Annotated in this window: 18 protein-coding genes and 1 tRNA gene; 10 read left to right on the top strand and 9 right to left on the bottom strand. The window is 56.1% G+C overall.

The genetic code is table 11. The features are described from left to right. Positions 1-76: 76 nt before the first annotated feature. The 7 genes from ACSSVV_RS10390 (at position 77) to ACSSVV_RS10420 (ending at position 6,882) form a co-directional block, all read left to right on the top strand. Positions 77-502 carry a MarR family transcriptional regulator gene (locus ACSSVV_RS10390; protein ID WP_011783693.1) on the top strand — a complete coding sequence of 142 codons (426 nt, stop codon included), beginning with the start codon at positions 77-79 and terminating at the stop codon, positions 500-502. A 3-nt stretch (positions 503-505) separates the two neighbouring features. Next, on the top strand, positions 506-1,897 hold the full coding sequence (locus ACSSVV_RS10395; protein WP_023008080.1) for a DHA2 family efflux MFS transporter permease subunit: 1,392 nt from the start codon (positions 506-508) through the stop codon (positions 1,895-1,897). Between the two features lie 229 nt (positions 1,898-2,126). After that, positions 2,127-2,696 carry a TMEM165/GDT1 family protein gene (locus tag ACSSVV_RS10400; protein WP_011783695.1) on the top strand — a complete coding sequence of 190 codons (570 nt, stop codon included), beginning with the start codon at positions 2,127-2,129 and terminating at the stop codon, positions 2,694-2,696. 52 nt (positions 2,697-2,748) lie between these two features. Further along, complete coding sequence (locus ACSSVV_RS10405; RefSeq protein WP_011783696.1) at positions 2,749-3,798, top strand: L,D-transpeptidase family protein; 1,050 nt, start codon at positions 2,749-2,751, stop codon at positions 3,796-3,798. Between the two features lie 24 nt (positions 3,799-3,822). Beyond that, entirely contained in the window at positions 3,823-4,575 is a 753-nt protein-coding gene (locus ACSSVV_RS10410) for an SDR family oxidoreductase (RefSeq protein WP_011783697.1), read from the top strand. Between the two features lie 21 nt (positions 4,576-4,596). Beyond that, positions 4,597-6,063 (top strand): NfeD family protein, encoded by a 1,467-nt coding sequence (locus ACSSVV_RS10415; RefSeq protein WP_011783698.1) that lies wholly within the window; start codon positions 4,597-4,599, stop codon positions 6,061-6,063. 27 nt (positions 6,064-6,090) lie between these two features. Next, positions 6,091-6,882, top strand: coding sequence for a slipin family protein (locus tag ACSSVV_RS10420; RefSeq protein WP_011783699.1), 792 nt, complete (start codon positions 6,091-6,093; stop codon positions 6,880-6,882). 66 nt (positions 6,883-6,948) lie between these two features. Here the strand turns inward: ACSSVV_RS10420 and ACSSVV_RS10425 are convergent, their stop codons facing one another. From ACSSVV_RS10425 to ACSSVV_RS10435, 3 genes are all read right to left on the bottom strand, one after another. Continuing rightward, positions 6,949-7,230 carry an Lpp/OprI family alanine-zipper lipoprotein gene (locus ACSSVV_RS10425; RefSeq protein ID WP_011783700.1) on the bottom strand — a complete coding sequence of 94 codons (282 nt, stop codon included), beginning with the start codon at positions 7,228-7,230 and terminating at the stop codon, positions 6,949-6,951. 212 nt (positions 7,231-7,442) lie between these two features. After that, positions 7,443-8,000 (bottom strand): L,D-transpeptidase family protein, encoded by a 558-nt coding sequence (locus ACSSVV_RS10430; protein ID WP_011783701.1) that lies wholly within the window; start codon positions 7,998-8,000, stop codon positions 7,443-7,445. Positions 8,001-8,119: 119 nt separating this feature from the next. Continuing rightward, entirely contained in the window at positions 8,120-9,832 is a 1,713-nt protein-coding gene (locus ACSSVV_RS10435) for a potassium/proton antiporter (RefSeq protein ID WP_022991841.1), read from the bottom strand. A gap of 72 nt (positions 9,833-9,904) precedes the next feature. Here ACSSVV_RS10435 and ACSSVV_RS10440 point away from each other — a divergent pair. The 3 genes from ACSSVV_RS10440 (at position 9,905) to ACSSVV_RS10450 (ending at position 11,787) form a co-directional block, all read left to right on the top strand. Beyond that, positions 9,905-9,978 (top strand) — tRNA-Gly (locus ACSSVV_RS10440). Positions 9,979-10,152: 174 nt separating this feature from the next. Beyond that, positions 10,153-11,457 carry a tyrosine-type recombinase/integrase gene (locus tag ACSSVV_RS10445; protein WP_022991842.1) on the top strand — a complete coding sequence of 435 codons (1,305 nt, stop codon included), beginning with the start codon at positions 10,153-10,155 and terminating at the stop codon, positions 11,455-11,457. A 111-nt stretch (positions 11,458-11,568) separates the two neighbouring features. Continuing rightward, positions 11,569-11,787 carry a helix-turn-helix transcriptional regulator gene (locus tag ACSSVV_RS10450; protein ID WP_022991843.1) on the top strand — a complete coding sequence of 73 codons (219 nt, stop codon included), beginning with the start codon at positions 11,569-11,571 and terminating at the stop codon, positions 11,785-11,787. 67 nt (positions 11,788-11,854) lie between these two features. Here ACSSVV_RS10450 and ACSSVV_RS10455 read toward each other — a convergent pair whose 3' ends face one another. The 6 genes from ACSSVV_RS10455 to ACSSVV_RS10480 all read right to left on the bottom strand — a co-directional run bounded on the left by ACSSVV_RS10455 (position 11,855) and on the right by ACSSVV_RS10480 (position 20,824). Beyond that, positions 11,855-12,574: a M48 family metallopeptidase gene (locus ACSSVV_RS10455; RefSeq protein ID WP_022991844.1), complete on the bottom strand. Its 720-nt coding sequence runs from the start codon at positions 12,572-12,574 to the stop codon at positions 11,855-11,857. Continuing rightward, positions 12,571-15,684: a type I restriction endonuclease subunit R gene (locus ACSSVV_RS10460; RefSeq protein WP_036149195.1), complete on the bottom strand. Its 3,114-nt coding sequence runs from the start codon at positions 15,682-15,684 to the stop codon at positions 12,571-12,573. Before ACSSVV_RS10460 ends, ACSSVV_RS10455 begins: the two co-directional genes overlap by 4 nt. An 89-nt stretch (positions 15,685-15,773) precedes the next feature. Beyond that, positions 15,774-16,268, bottom strand: coding sequence for a PIN domain-containing protein (locus ACSSVV_RS10465; protein ID WP_022991846.1), 495 nt, complete (start codon positions 16,266-16,268; stop codon positions 15,774-15,776). Beyond that, positions 16,243-17,334 (bottom strand): helix-turn-helix domain-containing protein, encoded by a 1,092-nt coding sequence (locus tag ACSSVV_RS10470; RefSeq protein WP_022991847.1) that lies wholly within the window; start codon positions 17,332-17,334, stop codon positions 16,243-16,245. The genes ACSSVV_RS10465 and ACSSVV_RS10470 overlap by 26 nt, the downstream gene beginning before the upstream one ends. Positions 17,335-17,838: 504 nt before the next feature. Continuing rightward, on the bottom strand, positions 17,839-19,107 hold the full coding sequence (locus ACSSVV_RS10475) for a restriction endonuclease subunit S (protein WP_022991849.1): 1,269 nt from the start codon (positions 19,105-19,107) through the stop codon (positions 17,839-17,841). Then, positions 19,100-20,824 carry a type I restriction-modification system subunit M gene (locus ACSSVV_RS10480; RefSeq protein WP_022991850.1) on the bottom strand — a complete coding sequence of 575 codons (1,725 nt, stop codon included), beginning with the start codon at positions 20,822-20,824 and terminating at the stop codon, positions 19,100-19,102. The genes ACSSVV_RS10475 and ACSSVV_RS10480 overlap by 8 nt, the downstream gene beginning before the upstream one ends. Positions 20,825-20,848: the final 24 nt, after the last annotated feature.

Consider the following 20,848-nt stretch of genomic DNA (forward strand, 5'->3'; position numbering starts at 1 on the left):
TAAGGTAAGTCTTTTGTCGGTTTTCGGGGTGGCGTTTGCTTGTCCCATGCCGGATCACCATCAGGAGTAATGAACCATGAGAGATCAGTTTCCGTTTGCCGTTGCCCGGGTAACCCGCCGCTGGCGCAAAATGCTCGATGAACGCCTGAAAGATCTGGGTGTTACCCAGGCGCGTTGGAGCACCATGGTGTATCTGCAGCAAGGTGGTGAAGGCCTGACCCAGCGTGAACTGGCCAGCCTGATGGCCATTGAAAACCCGACCCTGGTACGTTTGCTGGACAGCCTCGAGCAACAGGGGCTGATTGAGCGCCGCCCATGCCCCAACGATCGTCGCGCCCGTCGCCTTCACCTGACCAAGGCCGGTGTCGAGTTCATGGATGAGTTGTCCGAGCGAGCGGCCACGCTCCGCGAGGAGATGCTTGACGGCATTTCCGACAAAGACATTGAGGCATCGCTCAAGGTTTTCCACAAGATCATGGAAAACGCCGAGAAGCAGAAGTGAGTCTTGGCTGATCAATCCGTAGAGGGCCTGCGGGCCCGATATGGTGACCGCTGGCGCTGGCTGGCGGTGCTTACCGTGGTGCTCGGCACCATGGCCACGGTGCTCAGTGCCACGGTGGTCAACGTTGCCCTGCACGATATCATGGTGGAGTTCGGTATCCGCCAGGGCCAGGTTCACTGGCTGGCGACCGGTTTCATTGCCGCCATGACCACCACCATGCTGGCTTCGGCGTGGCTGCTGGACCGCTTCGGTGTCCGCAAGACCCTCAGTGCCGCCATGGCCATGTTCACGCTGATTTCCCTCGCCGGTGGCTTGGCGCCCACGCCAGAATTGTTGATTGCCGCCCGGATTGGGCAAGGGGCCATGGCCGGGTTGATGCAGCCCATGGGCATGTATCTGGTGTTCCGGATTTTTCCGGCGGACCAGCGCGGCCGCGCCATGGGCATCTATGGCATGGGTGTGATTCTCGCGCCGGCTCTGGGCCCGGTCCTCGGTGGTTTTCTGGTGGATCAGTTCCACTGGCGCTGGGTGATGTTTGCCCCGGCTCCGGTCACCCTGCTGGGTGTGTGGATGGCCTTGCGCTTTCTGCCGTCACCACGGTCCCGTCCGGCTCCCTACATGTTCGATCTGTCCGGTATGGTTCTGCTGGGGGCCGCGGTTGCTGTCACCCTGGAAACGCTTAACCGTCTGCAGGACTGGCCCGGAGACTCTGTGCGTATTGCCTGGCAGGGCGCGTTGGCTGCGATTCTGATTATTGGATTTATCGTACGTGAACGTCGTGCCGCCCATCCGCTTGTCCGATTGGCGTTACTGCGAGAGCCGGTGTTTCTGTACGCAACCCTGGGCGCCATGGCACTGGGTCTGGCGCTGTTCGGCTCTACCTATCTGATCCCGTTATTTGTGCAGACTTCGCTGGGCTTCTCGGCCACAGAAGCGGGCTTGCTGATGTTACCCGCAGGCGTCGTACTGGGCATGGTGTTCCCCGTCGCCGGCCGGCTTGCCGACAAACGCAGTGCCCGTGGGCTGGTGTTGTTTGGCATTGCCATGTTTGCCTGTTCGGCGGTGTTGTTTGCCGCTACCGGGGCGCTGGTCGGGTTTGTCTGGCTGGCATTGTGGGCAGTTGTGGGCCGAATCGGTATAGGCTTTATGTTGCCGGCGCTGTCGACGGGAGCTCTGAACCCGCTCGCGCCGGAACAGCTGGGTGCAGGTTCCAGTACGATCAATTTCGCCCGTCAGCTGGGTGGTGCGCTCGGGGTGAATATCGTTGCCCTCACCATCGAGTTCGGCGAACACGAAGGCGGGCTGCCAACCGTTTCGGCCTTTGCCTCGGCCTGGTGGCTGGTTGCGGTATGCGTGGCGCTGGCGGCGGTGCCGATCTGGAAAATGCGGGCCTGAGGCCGGGAGTTGCCTTGTTTGCCGCTATTCATTACTATGGCCGCACCTTCGGGGGAGTAGCCTCTGCACCGGTGATCCGGGCAGATGGTGGTCAACATACTTGCAGCTCAATCTGCATGGCCACTGTGTTCCTGAACAGGAATTGGCAAGACCTGAGGCAGATCACCTCCAATGGGCGGAAGGTGGGCTGTCTCATGTCTGAATTGTCTCCGCCCTGAGGTTCTGCTGAATGGATGCTTTTCTCGCTTCGACGCTTGCCGTTGCCATCGCTGAAATTGGCGATAAAACCCAGCTGTTGTCTCTCTTTCTGGTTGCCAGATACGCCAAGCGTACCCCTATCATCCTCGGGATTCTGATTGCTACCGTACTCAACCATGCCCTGTCTGCCTGGCTGGGCGCCTGGGTTGCGCAATGGATTCCGGAAGCCTGGCTGCCCTGGATCCTGGCGGTCAGCTTTGTCGCCATTGCCCTGTGGCTGTTGATTCCAGACAAGGATGATTCGGAGGACTCGAAATTCCTGGGTATGGGTGCCTTCATGGCCACGACCATCATGTTCTTCCTGGCGGAAATTGGTGATAAAACCCAGATCGCCACGGTGGTCCTGGCCGCACGGTATACCGACACGTTCTGGGTTATCATGGGTACAACGGTGGGTATGCTGTTGGCCAATGTGCCGGTTATCATGGCGGGTCGCTGGCTGATGGAACGCCTGCCACTGGCCATGGCGCGAATCAGTGCGAGTATTCTGTTTGTGGCCCTGGCCGTGGTGACGGTCTGGGCCACGGTAATGAACTCCTGAGCCGGACGCCGGTCATTGAGTGTGAGAAATGTTGTTACGGGAACCCAATCTTATGCGGTGGAAAAGCTGGTTGCTTGTTGTTTTTGGTGTCAGTCTGCTGTGGCCGTTTTCCTCAGTACAGGCCGCCCGGGACACAAACGGGCCGGAGGCATCAGAACAGGCGCCGGACCGCTCCCCGCGGGTTCCTACCTTTCAGCCCGACGGTGACCTGGCGGGAGAACTGCAGGTGTTCAATACCGTCTATGAGGACACCTTTGCCGGCATTGGTAACAAGTTGGCCCTGGGGTACCTGGAGTTGGTGAAGGCCAATCCCGGTATTGATCCCTGGCTGCCGGGCGAAGGCACCATGATTACTCTGCCCCGCATGTATGTGTTGCCGGATGTTGAGCGCGAGGGCATCGTGATTAATCTGGCTGAATACCGGCTGTATTACTTTACACCTGATGGCGGGGTGCAGGTGTACCCGGTTGGTGTGGGCACCGAGGAAAACCCGTCGCCGCTGACCAATGCCAAAGTAACCATGCCACTGGAGTCCCCGGCCTGGTACCCGCCAGCGAGCATTCGTGCGGAATATGAGGCGTCGGGAGACTATCTGCCGAAAATGATCCCGCCCGGCCCGGGCAATCCCCTGGGTACTCATGCCCTGATGCTGAGTGAGAAAGGCTACCTCATTCACGGCACCAACAAACAGTTCGGTGTTGGTATGCCGGTCAGTCACGGCTGTTTCCGCATGTACAACGAAGATATTTCACGGTTTGTCTATCAGGTGGAGAAAGGCACGCCGGTACAGGTGATTCGTGAGCCGGTCAAGATCGGCATGTCCGGTGGTGAGGTGTGGCTGGAAGTGCATCGGCCCCATGAGGACTATTCGGCCCGCGACCGGGAGCGCCTGTGGGCTCAGGTGTTTGAAAAAGTAGAGAGCTTCCGCCAGCAGCATCCGGATGTGGATCTTCGCCGCCGTTCCATTGAGCTGGCGGTGGATCAGGCCGATGGTCTGCCCACCATGGTCGGCGAGAAGCTGACCCGGATGGCATCCGAGGACTCGGTTGAACCCGCAGAATCCGAGAAACAGGGCAAGCCGGAACAGACCCTGTATTTCTAGTCCCCCTGGTAAAGGAACACCGCAATGAGCAGGAGCATTCTGATCACCGGCGCCAGTTCTGGCCTTGGCGAGGGCATGGCCCGAGAATTTGCCGCCCGCGGAGATAACCTGGCGCTCTGCGCCCGAAGAACTGAGCGGCTCGAGGTGCTGAAAGCGGAGCTTGAAAAACAGTATCCGGGTATCCGGATTCAGGTGATGGCACTCGACGTGAATGATCATGCTCAGGTGCAGGAGGTGTTCCGGGCGTTTCAGGCTCATTTTGGAGCACTGGACCGAATTATCGTGAATGCCGGTATCGGTAAGGGCCAGCCACTCGGAACCGGGCGCTTTGACGCTAACCGGCAGACCGCAGAAACCAACTTTGTCGCCGCCCTCGCCCAGATTGAAGCGGCGATGGAAATATTCAGGGAACAGAACCGGGGCCACCTGGTGGCCGTATCATCGGTAACGGCAGTGCGTGGAATGCCGGGCAACGTTACCACCTATGCCGCCACCAAGGCCGGGTTGGCAGCACTCTGTGAAGGACTGCGCATCGAGTTGAAAAAACGCCGGTCCCCGATCCGTGTGACTACCCTGTATCCGGGCTATATTCGCACTGAAATCAATGAGAAGGTTAAAAACACACCGTTCATCGTCGACGCACAAACCGGCTGTCGTGCTATGGTGAAAGCCATAGAAGCCGGAAAAGCCGAGCATTTTGTGCCCGCCTGGCCCTGGGCCCCGATCGGTTTTGTGCTCAGGCGGTTACCAGAGTCGGTTCTGGCAAAGCTGTTCTGATCACTCCCGTGGGAGGTTGAGATGCGTGCAAGCCAATTCAGGACATCGACACTCACCCCCAGAGTAAAGCTCTGGGCGCTGGTGTTTGTAGCCGGAGCCTTGCTGGCCCTGTTCAGTCTTTCCCTGAAAGTCTTTGCGCAACAGGAATCGCCCCGTCAGGCCCTGGTGCTTTCGGTTGACGGTGCGATTGGCCCGGCCACCATGGATTATGTGACCCGCGGTATTCGCCGGGCGGAGCGGGAAAGCGCCGGCCTGGTGGTGATTGAAATGGACACCCCGGGCGGTTTGATGGATTCCATGCGGGAAATCATCAAGACCATTCTCGCTTCCGATGTGCCGGTGGCGACCTACGTTTCACCCCAGGGTGCCCGGGCGGCCAGTGCCGGTACCTATATCCTCTACGGCAGCCACATTGCCGCCATGGCTCCGGCCACCAACCTTGGCTCAGCCACACCCGTGCAAATGGGCGGCCTGCCCGGCTCCACAGAACCTGAGTCCCCTTCTGAATCTGCCCCTGAAGAATCTTCGGAGGACACCGACCAGAGCGAATCGGCCGACAAACGTCGTGGCAACACTGCTATGGAGCGCAAGGTACTGGAAGATGCCGTGAGCTACATCCGCGGCCTGGCAGAGCGCCACGGTCGTAATGCCGACTGGGCGGAAGAGGCGGTTCGGGAGGCGGTCAATCTCGGGGCTACCGAAGCCCTGGAGCGTAACGTGGTGGACGTGGTGGTGCCAAACCTCCGGGCGTTGTTAAGCGAGATTGATGGTCGCACAGTGCGCTTGGCCGCCGGTGATCGGGTGCTGGAAACCGCGCAACTGGAATTGGTGCGGGCCGAGCCGGACTGGCGCACCAAATTGCTGTCGGTGATTACTGACCCGAATGTGGCCTATTTCCTGATGATCATCGGCTTTTACGGCATTCTTTTCGAACTGGCCAATCCCGGCGCCGTAGTGCCTGGGGTGATTGGCGCAATCAGTCTGATTCTGGCCCTGTTCGCCTTCCAGGTATTGTCGGTAAATTACGCGGGCCTGGCGCTGATCCTGTTGGGGCTGGCCTTCATTGTCGGCGAGGCGTTCGTGCCCAGTTTCGGCATCCTCGGCATCGGTGGCATTGTGGCGTTTGTCACCGGCTCGGTGATCCTGATGGACGGCAGCCATCAGGATATCTCGCTGCCCACGATTGGTGGTACGGCGGTGGTTGCCGGGGGTTTTATTCTCTGGACGGTTACCCGGTTCATCGGTCTTCGGCGGCGCCACCCGGTCTCGGGTAGTGAGCAGCTGGTCCACGAACACGGTGTGGCACTGGATGATTTTGTCCCCACGTATGATGCCTACGCGGGCCATGTACGGGTCAGCGGCGAACGCTGGAACGCCCGGAGTCAGGAGGCCATTGCAGCCCGATCGCAAGTGCGGGTAAATGGTATGGACGGCCTGACCCTGCTAGTGGAGCCCGGCACCGACGAACCGGCAGAGCGCACAGATTAAACATCAACGGCAAATCAAGGAGGCCGTATGAATCTCGGTGACATTATTCCCTATATTGCACCGACGGTGGTGCTGCTGCTGATCCTGGGGTCAGCAATCAAGATCCTGCCGGAATACGAGCGTGGCGTGGTCTTTTTTCTGGGTCGGTTCCAGGGCGTGAAAGGCCCGGGACTGATCATCGTCATTCCCGGTATCCAGCAGATTGTGCGAGTTGACCTTCGGGTGATCACCCTGGATGTCCCCAGCCAGGACGTGATATCCAAAGACAACGTTACCGTGCGGGTAAATGCGGTGCTGTACTTCCGGGTGGTGGATCCGGAAAAAGCCATCATCCGGGTTGAAGATTATGGTGCCGCTACCAGCCAGTTGGCCCAGACAACACTGCGATCTGTACTGGGCAAGCACGACCTGGACGAGATGTTATCCGAACGGGACAAGCTGAACGCCGACATTCAGGAGATCATCGATGCCCAGACCGAAGAGTGGGGTATCAAGGTGGCGAATGTGGAAATCAAGCATGTGGATCTGAACGAATCCATGATCCGCGCCATCGCCCGTCAGGCGGAAGCCGAGCGGGAGCGCCGGGCCAAGGTCATTCACGCTGAAGGCGAGCTTCAGGCGTCGAAGAAACTGGTGGAAGCGGCTGAGGTGATGTCTGTCAACTCCGGTGCCATGCAATTGCGTTATCTGCAAACGCTGGCGGACATGAGCAACAACAACTCCTCGACCATTGTGTTCCCGTTGCCGATGGATCTGGTCAAGACCTTCATTCAGAACCAGAGGCCGGACAAGGCTGGGCAGGAAGAGCCGAAACCCTAATACCAAAGGGTTCTGCAGACATAAAAAAAGGCCGGATTAACCGGCCTTTTTTGCTAGCTGACAGCCTTACTTCTGGCTGGCACGCTCGAGCATACGCTTGGCGCGCTCGTTTGCTTCGTCAGCAGCTTTCTGGGCAGCACGGGCTGCAGCCAGAGCTTCTTCAGCAGTCTGCTGGGCAGTGCGTGCACTGCTGGCGGCGCTGTTAGCAGTGTTCAGGGCGTTGTTGGCAGTCTGCTCAGCGGAGCTGGCAGTTGCATTTGCTTCGTCGATAGCAGCTTGTTCAGTAGTGGCACAACCTGCAGTCAGAGCAGTAGCCAGTGCAAACCCGGCGATCGTCAGTTTACGCATTGTAAATCCCCTTATTGGTCGTTTTATTTCCTGTGATCCGGAAGCCGGTCAGACAGCTCCCTTCTGCTAGGCCCGATAGGCAGTGACTACCGGAGTCGTTAAACAGTGTAAAACACTCAGAGACAAAATGTTAACTAAGGATACGTAAATTTTCTTAGCTTATGACAACAACTTAATCCTGCTTTCATGGCGTTGTCACCAAGCAGAAAGAATCACGGAACGATGCGGATGGGGGTTCCGTTCTGGACCAGTTGCCAGATTTCATCCATGGCTTCGTTGCTCACTGCAATGCAGCCATTGGTCCAGTCCAGCCCGGTGTAGGCAAAGGCCATGTCGCCGGCATTGTTGGGTAGGCCATGAATCATGATGCTGCCGCCGGGATCAAGACCCCAGGCTTCTGCCAGTTCCCGGTCGCGGGGGCTGGGGTAGGAAATGTGGATGGATTTGTAGAAGTCGCTGCTGGCATTGCGCCAGTCCAGTACATAGTCACCCTCGGGTGTGCGTTCATCCCCCTCATACAGCTTGTGGCCGACGGGATTGTCACCGAGGGAGATGCGGTACTGGCGTACGGGTTCATCACCGCTGAGCAGGTACAGGCGACGTTCTCCTTTGTTGACCAGTACCTGGGTAATCTCCAGCAGGCCTTCCATTAACGCCGGTTCCGGTGCGCTCGGCATCATGCGGGTGTCGGCCCGGGCCAGAAGCTCAGAGGCTGACGCCAGCAGAGGAGAGGCAATCAGGGCGATGGTCAGTAGAACTCGAACAATCATGAAACTCGCACAAATTGGTAAATGGTTAAACTTTGTTCATGCTGTTTATACCATAGCCTGGTAACGGGGTGATAAGGGGTTCTGTTACAGAGTTTGGCTTTTCTTGACCAGGATCCCATTCAGGAATCCATTTTCATGCCTACTTTGGTCACCCGGTCAGCGTCGGTGGCCCTGGCGACCAGGGTAACGGGCCCGAGCACAACCTTGTCACCAACCACCGGGTGGCCCTTGGTGCGCCTGGCAAAACACTCAGCCAGGGAGAGTTCGGGCGGCAGCTCGTCAAATTCGATGCCGTACACCTGTTCAACATCCCCCAGCAGGGCATCGCCATTGAGCACAAAATCCCCGAAGAATGCCCGTTCTGCCAGATGCTTCGGCGCCTGTCGGCCGCTGAGGGCCTTGCCAAGATCCGGCAGCAAGGCCGGCGTGGCAAACATGGCCACCACATCGCCTGAGGCAACTTCCAGTTCCCGGGTCGGTTGAAGGCATTTGCGATCCCGGAAGATACCGGCAACGGCGGTATTGTCGGGTAGCCTGAGCTGGCCGAGGGCCCGGGGGCTTTCCCAATTCTTGCCGCGCAGCGGAAACAGCATCAGTTCGTGATCACCTGCGGCAGGCACATCCAGAGGTAGCCTGCGGTACGGATCTTCCCCTGCAGGCACCTCCAGTTTCAGTTTGCGCGCCAGTGGTGCCATGGTGGTGCCCTGTACCAGCAGCGATACCAGCACAATAAAGAAGGCGGCATGGAATACCAGCTGGGCATCCGGGAGGTCTGCAATAATCGGAAACAGGGCGAGCACGATCGGCACTGCGCCACGCAGGCCCACCCAACTGATAAACCCCAACTCCCGCCGATTGAACGCGAAAGGCCAAAGCGTGAGTAGCACGGTGGCCGGCCGGATCACGAAAATCAGCGCCAGTGCCAGAATCAGACCGCCACCGGCCAGCGGCACCAGATCCGATGGATTAACCAGCAGGCCCAGCATCAGGAACAGGCAAAGCTGCGCCAGCCAGGCCAGACCATCATGCACCTGAAGAATCATCGGCATCATCCGAACATGCCGGTTACCAATCACCACCCCGGTGAGGTAAATCGCCAGAAAACCACTGCCGCCGATGGCATTGGTGGCGGAGAACACGGCGATGCCGGCAGCGGCTACCAACAACGGGTAAAGCGACGGGGTCAGTCGTATCCGGTTGACCAGCTGAACCACGGCAAAGCCACCAAGGAGGCCGGCCACAGTGCCGATGCCGAACTGCTGTACCAGCATCATCAGGCCTTTGGCCAATGCCCCCTCTTTGTAACTGCCAATCAGGGTAACCAGCAGCAGAGTCAGGAAAATGGCCATGGGGTCGTTACTGCCGGACTCGATTTCCAGCGTGGCGCTGACCCGCTCGTTCAGATGCAGGCCCCGGCCCTGGAGCAGTGAGAATACGGCGGCAGCATCAGTGGAGGAAATGATGGCGCCGACCAGCAACGCCATCAGCCAGTGCAGGTCGAACACCCACCAGGCAACCAGTGCGGCGCCACCGGCGGTCAGGCCAACGCCGAGGGTGGCCAGCACCAGCGCCGGCCGCAGTCCCACCCGGAACGTTTCCACCCGGGTACGCATGCCGCCATCCAGCAGAATCACACCCAGCGCCAGATTGGCGATCAGGAAGGCCAGCTCGAAGTTGTCGAATTCGATGCCACCCGGGCCGTCCTCCCCCATCATCATGCCCACGACCAGGAAGATCAGCAGCACGGGCATGCCGACTCGGCTGGAAAGCGGGCTGAGAACGATGCTGATCACCAGCATCAAGGCGCCGATCAGGGTAAGTGTGGGATCCATCAGACTCCAGACCAAAGGGGCTTGCCCGAACGCAGGGCCCGGGCTTATATTGCTGTGGCAATCATTATGCAGGCGGGCGTAGCTCAATGGTAGAGCAGAGGCTTCCCAAGCCTACGACGTGGGTTCGATTCCCATCGCCCGCTCCAAACCGATACCCGCACACATCCTGATACCTCCTTAAAACTCCGTTTTTTCAATCGCTTAAGTAAGCTTAATGTCTTTATACGCCCGTGTATATCCTTGTACCTCGGGGCCCGTTGTGTATAGCGGCTTGTATGGTAGTTTCAATGGCGAACTAAGCTATACAAACGGAAACCGGAATGAAGCGCAAAGAAATCAAGCGAACCCCGCTGGCTGAGACAGTCCTGCGGAGCCTGGAGCCTGATGAGAAACTCTACAGGGTCAAAGATGGGCCGAACCAGCTGCATTTTACCGTGGCTGCTAATGGCTCTAAGCGCTGGGAGGTCAGATTTAAAAGGCCTGATGGTAAGTGGAGCTGGCTGGGTGTTGGTGGTTACCCGGCTGTTAGCGCCAAGTTTGCCCGAAAACAGGCCGATCTCATTCAGGCACAGGTATCGGACGGGAAGGACCCTCGGGAAGTTCGCCGTGCTGAGGAAGCAGCCAAAAAGGCGTTAATTGAACATCCCTTCTCGGAGTCTTGTGAATACTGGTACAACAAGAAACTCGATGATGGTTATGCCAAAAGTACTGCCAAACAGATGCGTGGATATCTGGACAATGACATCCTGCCTGAACTTGGAAACATTCCGATCAAGCAGATTACGCCAAAACAGTGTGCCGACCTGCAGCACAAGATCGAGCTCAGCCAGAGCTTCGATAAAAGCAAGAAGGTTCGTCAGGCGCTGAACCAGATCTTCCGTTACGCCATCGGGCGCGGAATCTGCGAGACCAATCCCGCGTCTGAACTAAGGTATATCGCCAAGCGAAGAGGTGGAAAAACTCCTTTCCCTCATTTATTAGAGCCTGAGCTGCCAGATTTTCTGAGAGCCGTGGAATCCTCCACCTCCCGGATACAGACCGTGATTGCTATGAAAATGACGCTTTTCACAGCATCTCGTCCTGGGATGGTCGTCAAGGCGGAGTGGACGCATGTAAATCTGGATCTGGCGTTGTGGGTTGTGCCCGAGGGGAATATGAAAAACAGGACTCAGCACATTGTTCCCCTTCCGGTTCAACTCGTGGCTTTGCTGAAAAAACTCAAAGAAATGACCGGTCGGTCCCGGTACCTGTTTCCAAGTATCGGGCCAAAGAATCCGACCATGCCCACAGATTCGATTAACAAGATGCTACGGGGCATCGGTTATAAGGGGCGATTGACCGGCCACGGTTCGCGGCACACCGCTTCTACCCTTCTGCATGAGCATGGCTGGCACCATTACCACATTGAAGCCCAGCTCTCTCACAAGATGCCGGGTGTTGCCGGTGTCTATAACCAAGCCGCGTATCTGGAGGCCCGCCGGGTGATGATGCAATGGTATGCCGATTATCTGGACGCGCTAAGGAAAGGGTTGACTGAAAAGCAGAAAAAGAAATTTGAGCAGCGTGTTGTCGAGGCAATGATCCGGTATCGGCCGGTCGAACCCGGCCAACAGGTTGCTGCTTGAAAATCGGCTCACCCGGGTCTTATTTCAAATTTATTGAAATTAGACGCCACACGGCCACCGAATCCGGCAATAGTATAGGTGTCGTTCTTAACAAATTCAGGAGCGGCACCTATGGCCAAGAAAATCCAGAAAATCCTTATCCGCCAGAAAACCTTGATGGAAATGCTCGATCTCTCCAGCAGTGGGTTCTATGAGCTGAAGAAGCGTGATCCCACCTTTCCTAGGCCGATCAAGGATGGCAGTTCTCAGCAGGCTCCAGCCTTTTATGTGTATGAGGAGGTTCGTTGCTGGCTGATTGACCGGATTACAGCTCGGGATGAAAAGCGTTGATTGAGTTCGCTTTGGATAGTCACACCTCTCTTGGGTTGTATCAGTGTCGAAGTTCGACAGGCAAATGCTACATCAGGAGCTTGGCCGCATGAGTTCGTAACCAATCCCTGCGTTTAGGGTAATCCGGCATGACCCGCGCCATCTCCCGCCAGAACTCCGGGGAATGGTCATGGCGTATCAGGTGGCAGAGTTCGTGAACCACCACGTAATCCACCATCCGGTTAGGTGCCATCATGATCTGCCAGTTAAATTCCAGCTTGCCCTTGGCGGTGCAGCTACCCCAGCGAGATTTGAAGGTTCGGATTCCCACTCCGGCAGGCTCCACACCAACCACGGGCGCGAAGCGGTTAACTTTCTCGGTCAGCTTCTGTTCTGCTTGCCGTTTGTACCAGCGCACAAGGGAGTTGCGGACCATGTGGGGTTGTTCGGTGCCGTTGGGGACGGTGACCACCAAGCGCCCGTTCAATAGCTTCACAGGCGCGAAGTTGCCTGTTTCTACCTTCAGCCGGTAGTTGCGCCCCAGATAGCTGAAGGCTTCGCCAGACACATAGCGTTTGCTGCTGGCGGGGGTCATTTCCCGGTGCAGAGTGATCTTTTCTTTGATCCAGCGGCGTTTGGCTGCCAGTAACTGGTCGATCTTTTCGGCAGGGGTGTTCACGGGCACCACCACAGACACGGCACCGTCTTCCACCCGAATATCCGCAGACTTGCGGCGGTTGGTGCGGATGATCTCGGCAATGAAGCCGTGACCATCCCTATATTCTGGTTTGTGTGCAGCTGCCATCATTTGAACTTGTTCTGTGCCAGTTCCATGAACCGATCCTGAACCACGTTCACCAAGGCTTTCTCGCCAAACGAACAGTCCAGAACGGCCCGTTTGATTTCTTTCTTCATTCGCTTCACTTCGTCCGGTTTACTGAAGAAATCCACAATCTGGGTGGCTTCATCGAACATGCCTACCAAGTCCTGGCTGGTTGCCTTGATTTCGTCGTGTACGGCTTCGCTGATGGCATCTTCACCGGCATGGCTGGTGACTTCTGCCATCAGGATGTTGTAGAAGGCGAACTCGGTTTCACTCAGCCCCAGATCGTCCGCCGCCTGTTTGTGTTCGGACTCCATGCTATCGACCATCTGAAGCAGCAGTTCCAGCTGCTGGTCCCACTTGCCCGCAGTCTTTTCGATAATGTCACGCAGTCGAAGGCTCAGGGACTTGTAGTATTCCGGGTCTTCGTCCAGGTTCACCGTAATGTGGTGTTTGATGGCGCTTTCGATTTCGGAGGCGCGGGATTCGGGGGATTTGATCTGCTCCACGCTCTCCTTGAAGTTCGCTGCCATCAGGTCCACGGGTGGAATCTTCGGGTCTACCCCGGTGCTGATGATGTGTTCGTCCACCAGCTGGCGGACTTTCGCCCCAGCATCGCTAATGTTCAGTCCGGGGTCACGGTAGCGGTTACGGGCGGCGTTCTGCACCTTACCCCACAACTTCAGGTCCGGAATGAACGGCTTGGCGGCGGTGTCCGGCAGGATCACCTCCATCTGCTTGGCGAACTTCCTGAACGCCAGTTCGAACTGCTGGCGGGTGTCTTCATCTTTCAGGTGCAGCACGTAATCATCCACGTCTGTACCTTTCACCTCGGCAAAGATGGCAGCCACACGGGTGTGAGCCGATTTCAGGCGCGGTATCTCGTCTTTCAGGGTGTGGTAGGCGCCTTCCACGTCCTCACTGCTGAACTGCTTCAGCGCGTCGGTCAGGTAGTCTGACAGCCCGTAGTAATCCACCACGTAACCGCAGGCTTTACCTTTATAGGTTCGATTCACCCGTGCGATTGCCTGCATCAAGGTATGGTCTTTCAGGCTCCGATCGATATACATCACCTGTGCAATGGGCGCATCGAAGCCAGTCAGCAACATATCCTTCACGATCAGGAAGCTGGTGGGGTCTTCATCCATCGGTTTGGTGAAGTTCCTGATTACCTGCTTTTGGTGCGCACTGTCGGCGTACTTGCTGAGGTATGCCGGGTCGTTGTGAGTGCCGGAAATGATCACTTCGGACGGGGGCGCTTCCAGCTCGTCCAGGGTCTTTTTGAATACCGTGGCTGCATGGCGGCTGCCCACCACTATCATGGCTTTGAAGCCGTTGGGCTGAATCTTTTCCCGGTAATGCTTGAGCAGGTCGATACACACCCAGCGAATGCGGGCGGGGGCTTCCCGTACAGCGCGCTCCACACCGTATTTTTTCTTGATTTCCCGCTTTTCGTCGTCGCTTTTGTCTTTGAAGTATTCTTCAAACAGCGCGTCCAGCGAATCACCCACCACATCGCTCTGAACCTGGCGACCTTCGTAGATGATGCGTACCGTGGCACCGTCATCCACCGCTTCGTTGATTTTGTACTTGTCGATGTAGCCGCCGAAGGCCTTGTCCATCTTCTGGGACTTCAGCAGGGGCGTGCCGGTAAAACCGATCTTCGGGGCGTTGGGCAGGGCGGCGTTGATGGTCATTGCCAGCCCGCCAAACTGGGTGCGGTGAGCTTCGTCCGCCAGCACAATGATCTTGTCGCTGGGGTTCAGGTCGGAAAAGTCACCTTCCTGTTCCGCTTCCTGAAACTTCTGCACCATGGCGGTCACAATGTCGGAAGAATCCTTGGACAGCAGTTCCTTCAGTTCCGCCACGGAACCAGCGTTGTAGATGGTTTCGTTTTGAGCATCCCGGAAGGTTTTGGACAGTTGCCCGTCCAGTTGGGTGCGGTCGGTCACGAACACCAGTTTGTACTGCTTCAACTTCGGGTCACGGCGCATCTTTACCGCCAGCATGACCATGGTCAGGGACTTTCCGGACCCTTGGGTATGCCAGACTACCCCGGACTTTTCCTTGCGCGTGGTGCCGTTCTTGAGCCGCTCTATGACCTTGTTCACTGCCCGGTACTGCTGATACCGCGCCACCTTTTTGATCAGGCGACCATCTACTGGCTCAAACAGGGTGAAGTTCTGCATCAGGTCCAGGAAGCTGGCTGGGTTGAACATGCCAGCAAGCAACCGCTGTTGTGGGGTGACTTCGCCTGAACGGGTTCCGGCACCTGAAGCGATCTGTTTCGCGGCAACCAGATACTCTGGTGAGGGCACGTCACCGGTCTTGTGGATGGGTGCAGTCGAGCCGGTGGAGATGAAGTCAGACTGCTGAAGCATCGCCCGGATATCCGCATCAGTAAATGGGTAAGCGTCCTTCCAGTCCCCGTAATGCTGGGCGCTAGAACTGATCGTGCCCACCTTCGCCTGATCCCGACAGGTAGACACCATAAGCTGGTTGTACCAGAACAGCTTCTGGGCACCTTCGTCGTCTTCCGGGTTGCGGAGGTTGGCGTAACGGCGTAGCTGGTTAATCCCTTCGGCTACTGCGTCGGCAATATACGGCGATTTGCACTCAATCACCGCCAGCGGCAAGCCGTTCACGAAGCAGACGATATCCGGGATGATGTTCTGGTTGAGGCCTTCAACCTTGAATTGATTGGTACACAGGAATTCGTTGTTTTCAGGGTTATCGAAGTCGATAACCTTGACCGTCTGCCCCTTGCGACCGGCACCCAGGTCCTGTTCCACCGACAGGTAGTTCACCAGCAGGTCGTAAATGGACTGATTGTATTCCATCAAGCCCGCATGATTGGGGTGAGTGAACTCGCGGATGACTTTGCGCAGGTTCTCGTCACTGATCCATGGGTTCAGCCGGACCACGGCAGCTTCCAGCCGTTTGGACAGCACCACATCCCGGTAGTAGCCCCGTTCACCTGACTCTGAACCTGCGGCTGTCGGCACCAACGCCGATCCCGGTAAATAATTCCAGCCAAGGCCTGTTAGTTGTTCGATGGCGGGCAGTTCAACCTTTTCGACTTCATCCTGAAACAAGGAAAGCTCCCTGGTAAGCATGTGCCTGCTGCGAGAGGCAACTAATTGGTATTAACCTAGATTAGCAGTTTGAAGGGAGAAATTGGATGTCAGCCGGCGCGCCATCGGGCCAGGCGCTTATCACATTCGTCCTCAGGCAAGCGGGCCCCGGCCTTGAGCATGGCCGTTAATGCGGTGAACAGCTCTGTGGGTGGTAGAACCCGGTGGTGTTCCAGTTCATCCAATATCCAGAGCACGCCTCGAACATCCAACGAGGCGCGTCGGCCAGATTTCCGAAGGGCCCCATCATTAGTCAGCAAAGTCCAGCCCCGCGCCCTGGCCATGAAGTAGCAGGACACATCCGCCAGCGAGGAGTTATTCAGCGTCTGCTTTAGACCAAACAACTCCAGGGTTTCATCACTGCTGATCGCTTCGATGACGAGCCCCATGTCTTGCAGTTGCGCCCCGGGTGGTTTCCGAAGCTCCCGCCATACAAAATCCGTGGTGACGAACTGGTGTGGCAACTGAAAGACTTTTTCCAGCAGGTTACTGTGGTGCAGGTCGATCCAGATGTTGGTATCAGAAACGAGAATCTTCGTGGGCATCGGCGCCGTCACCTGCTTGTCCGTTAGCCATCACATCCTCGATCTCTCCCAGACCGACACCCAGTAATTCCGCCGCTCTGGATGGAGTTACAAGCCCCTCAGCCAGCGCCCGGTAAACGAGTTGGCGCAGACGGTAGGAATTTTCCGAATCCAGGGATTCTGGCTCGTTCTTTCGATAACCACGGGACGACCAGAAGCGGAAAGTACTCTGATAGAACCCCTGTTGAACGATATCCAGGTCATAGAGACGCCTCAGCAAAGCCTGAATGGAAATGCCCCATTCTTCTTTCGCCAGAAGGAACTCCTTCAGCAGTACCCGGCTCCGATGGTTGCCAAAAGTCGCCCGAACCTGGCTAGCAGGAAATAGAAACGCACCGGCAAAACGGTGGCACCAGTTTTCTTCTTCGCGAGTGCTATGAATGTCATTGGGAATGTTCATCACCAGATGACCGAGTTCGTGGGCCAGATTGAACCGTTGCCGTTCTCCCGGGCGAGAGGTGTTGCTGACGATAACTGCATCAGCGCCGTCATTGACCACCGCGCACAAACCATCGAACTTCTCATGGGCTTCAAGACCGACAACCTTGATGCCATTTTCTTCCAGAGTCTCGGTGAGGTTGGCAATCGGATTTGTTCCCAGGTGCCAAGCTTTCCGCAGGTCTTCGGCTGCCTTTTCGATCTCGTCGGTGTTCGACACCCGAAAATGTTCCCGCCACTGGGCGAAACCGTTGTCGTCATTTTCGTTATCAAACAGACGTTCGGCGGCCAGGTAGCGCTCCAGGTGCTCTCGAACCTGTTCTTTAACCGCTTCCTGCTGCTTCTTACCGAACGCTGAATGCTTTCGAAAATCCACCTCGCCCAGTTCTACGGAATCCGAGCGGAAGAAGTATTCAGGATTCACGCCCAGCACATCCGCTAGCTGAATCAAGCGAGTTGAATTGGGCGCATCCTTACCCTGCTCATATTTCGACAGAGCCTGTTTGGTAATGTCTCCAATCTGGTCAGCGACCTGTTGCAGGGACATATTTTTCAGGACTCGTGCACGACGCAACCGATCATGCAACATGGCTCTCTTCCTTAATGTTGACAACTATTGGTTGACGATTTTAGTTTAAGCTTGACGAGTGTCAACCTAGTAGGTAGATTGGTTACACAAACACACAAGATGTAGTGTTTTTCGCCTCAAACTTGAATTGGCGGAGTAGCAGGAGAGTCTGAAGGGCTTTCTCTGGAAAGATTCCCGGCCCGGGTGGGGGCCCGAACCGGGAGGACGCAAAAGAGCAGGACTCAGCATGGCGGCCCTGTTCTCTTGGCAGGTTGCAATCGCATATTGCGCACGAAAGAGTAGACCTCACCGCGCAGCACGTCAACTTTGCGAAGTTTCCAAGGCCGTGATTATTACAGGAGATGATCCCATGGCTCGCAAAGACGACTATGAGATTATTTTCCGCCCTTACATCCGTAAGAACGGAAAGATCATCCGCCCGAAGAAGGGCAAGGTCTTTCCGATCAAGGTTCGTAAGAAGCGGTGATTGAATGGCGGGGGCGATTGCCTCCGCCATTTTTACTTTTACGCGACGGCACTTTCTTGCTCGCCGAGTTTAACTCTAACCTTGCCGGTTAGCAGGTCTTGCATGAGGGCACGTTTAAGGCTTTGGCGTAAAGACAATTGCATCGATTTGCTGTCAATCTCATCGTCCAAGGCACTCAGCGCATCCGCAATCCTTATTTGTTCTTCTCGTGGAGGGATTGGCAACTTTATTCTCTTGAAGCTATCAAAGTACAGCCGTAATCGGTCTCCCGTCAGACCTTGTGAATAGCGACGTAGCAACTGTATTACCGCTGGACTTTTGAGTAGGTAGCCGAGGAAGTCGGAGTGGATTCGCTCCGACGGGCGACACACAACATAAGCTGGGCTAACCAAGCAGTTCGTTGGTGCGATTCCTGATGCTCCTTGCCACATGCGCATCATGTTGTAGGCCAAATCTCCCTGCTTAGCGAGTCGGTTCTCACTGGCGTCAAGACCAGAAGTGACTCGTCTATCAACTGTATCCCTTAGCACCATCCCACCGTCCATGAGAACCGAATAGATTGGCAAACCTTCAAGTCCACGAGTTCTTCTCTCAGAGAGGAAGCTACCCACTTCTAAAACTTCCCAAGTCACCGGAATCTTTCCCACCGGCGAATCACTAAACTCCGTATGCGGAACGCCGCCCGATCCAATCCCTTTGGTCAATAACTCCTGCATCATGCCGGTTTTCAGGTCTTTCAGCTTGTCGATCTGTGCGCGTGTTTTTTCGATCACGTCATCGACGGATGACAGGATGGCTGCGATTTTTTGTTGTTCCGAAAGAGGAGGGAATGATATAGGAATCGCCATTAAGCTAAGTTTCGATATATTTTTCATCGAATTGCTCGTACCTGTAGCGGCATCAATTATTTGCCTAGCAACATGATCAGACCTCAAGCAATAGCCGAACCACCGTGGATCGAAGTTTTTGTGTATGGTTAGTTGCCATATCCGATCTGGGAGGAATAAGTTTTTATAATCTCTGTCTACAAATCCACTTTGTCCTACCAATGCAGGCGTATTCATTCGGCTGAACAGGATGTGGTCTTTTCTAGGCTGTATCCTTGCCCTCTCTCGGTCAATTGGGAGGATTGCCTTGTTCTCATCAGGGGCGAAGCGACCATCCACCAATGAACTGGTTTTTAATACCCCGCATTCGGCAGCATTAGCTGGTCGATTTTCCGAGTTGACGCTTACTCCACCTTCTGCCGTAACAATTGCATCGCCTATGACGCCACTAAGCCAGTCGCGGGGATAAGTTCTACTCATACCCCAGCTCCTTCAGATACCCCTTCATCACACTCTCAGCTTCAGCCACCTGTGTATCCAGTTCGCTCAACGACACCCGGTACTTGTCCCACCAGCGTTCCAGTTGGGTAATTAACTTGGCATCCACTTGACCCACGGCTTCCCGAATAGCTTCTTTGGTGCCGATCTCCGGTTTGAAGTCGTAGTAGTCCGCATCTCGCTTCACGAACACCGTGGACACATCGAAGTCTTCCAAAATCTCTTCCCGGATGTACTCGCTTTCCACTTCCCGCACCGGAATGCCACCATGCAGAATGGCACGCACGTCGAAGATTTCCGTGGGAGGGCTGGTGTCGGCGTAGCGGCGGATGTTGAGGTTGTAATCGTTTTCGGCGATCTCCGCCAAGCTGACGACTTTTGAATAGCGTTTAATTTCGGCGTAGTCGTCGAAGGTCTGGACGATCTTTTCAATGTCCTGCTGGCGAAGTTTGTTCTGGTTCTTGCCCTCTTCATATTCCAGTTCGCTGTTGATGAACAGCACCTTGCCTTTACGCTCTGCCGGTTTGTTCTTGTTGATGATCAACAGGCAGGCGGGAATGCCTGTGCCATAGAACAGGGCTGCCGGTAGACCCACTACGGCTTCCAGCAGGTCATCGTTCAGAATGCCCTGGCGAATGGCTTTTTCACTGGAACCCCGGAACAGAACACCGTGGGGCATGACTACGCCCATCATGCCTTCTGCGTTCAGGCTGGCAATCATGTGCTGGACGAATGCCAGGTCACCGGCATCCTTGGGCGGCGTGCCGTAGGGAAAGCGACCATAAGAATCGCTGTCGGCTTCTTCCTTACCCCACTTCTTCAAGCTGAAGGGCGGATTGGCAATTACCCGGTCAAAGGTCATCAGTTCCCCGCCTTGGGTATGCTGGGGCTCGCGCAGGGTGTCACCCTTGCGAATGTCCGCGCTGTAGACCCCATGCAGGAACATGTTCATCTTGCAGATTGCCCAGGTATTCAGGTTCATCTCCTGACCGAACAGGGACAAGTTGGAAGGGTTTTCACCGTTGGCAGCCAGATAGTTGCGGGTCTGTACCAGCATACCGCCAGAACCGGCGGTGGGGTCGTAGATACGCATACCGGCATGAGGCTTCAGCAGGGCAACCAGCAGCTGCACCACTTCAGACGGGGTGTAGAACTCACCGCCTTTCTTACCGGCGCTGTCCGCGAACATCTTGATCAGGTATTCGTAGGCGGTGCCCAGCAGGTCCGGACGTTCGAAGTCTTCGTTGCGCAGGCGGTAGCGGCTGAAGTGCGTGAGCAGGTCGCGCAGCTTTTTGTCGGACAGCTTGTTCTTGATGTTGAAGTCGATGGAAACCAGAACCCCTTCCAGAACGGGGTTGTACTCTTCAATGGCTTCGGTGGCGGTGTTCAGTTCAGAGCCAATGTCGTGCTTTAGGTCTTTGATTGCACCCCAGCGGGCAACGGGCGGTATATAGAAGGTCTTGTCGTATTCGTCCTCATCGTCCGCCAGTTCGCGGGCTTGTTCTTCGGTCTTGCCCTTGTCCATGTAGTACCGGACAACGCCTTCCTGTGCTTCTTCAAAAGCGTCTGACAGACGTTTCAGAAACATCATCCCGAAGATGTAGTCCTTGTATTCGGATGCGTCCATGTTGCCACGCAGAATGTCGGCGGCTTCCCATAGGAAGGATTCAAGTTGCTGAAGGGTGATGTTGTGGCTCATTCAATGGGTTCCATCTACTGCAAT

The sequence above is a fragment of the Marinobacter sp. MBR-105 genome (genome assembly GCF_053628895.1).